The 231-nt window shown below is 68.4% G+C and carries 1 pseudogene; it reads left to right on the forward strand.

The window, feature by feature from the left end:
• Positions 1-158: pseudogene (locus SB751_RS35850) on the forward strand (FAD-binding dehydrogenase); the annotation flags it as partial.
• Positions 159-231: the final 73 nt, after the last annotated feature.

Below are 231 nucleotides of genomic sequence, written 5' to 3' on the forward strand. Positions count from 1 at the left end.
AGATGATGGCCGGCAACGTGCTGGGCAAGGGCTACACCGCCGGTGTCGGCATGTCCATCGGTACCGCGTTTGGCCGCATCGCCGGCACCCAGGCGGCTGCTGCCGCCGGCCATTGTGTTCCCCCCCTGGAGGCCCAGCATGACTGTGCAAATGCCTGACCCCCGCGTGTTCGACCCCGCCCCGCCACAGGCCGAACTGATCCCGCTGCTGAACCTGGACGAGCAGGAGGTG

The organism is Cupriavidus sp. SIMBA_020 (genome assembly GCF_046535395.1).
In the GTDB taxonomy this organism is placed as follows: domain Bacteria; phylum Pseudomonadota; class Gammaproteobacteria; order Burkholderiales; family Burkholderiaceae; genus Cupriavidus; species Cupriavidus campinensis.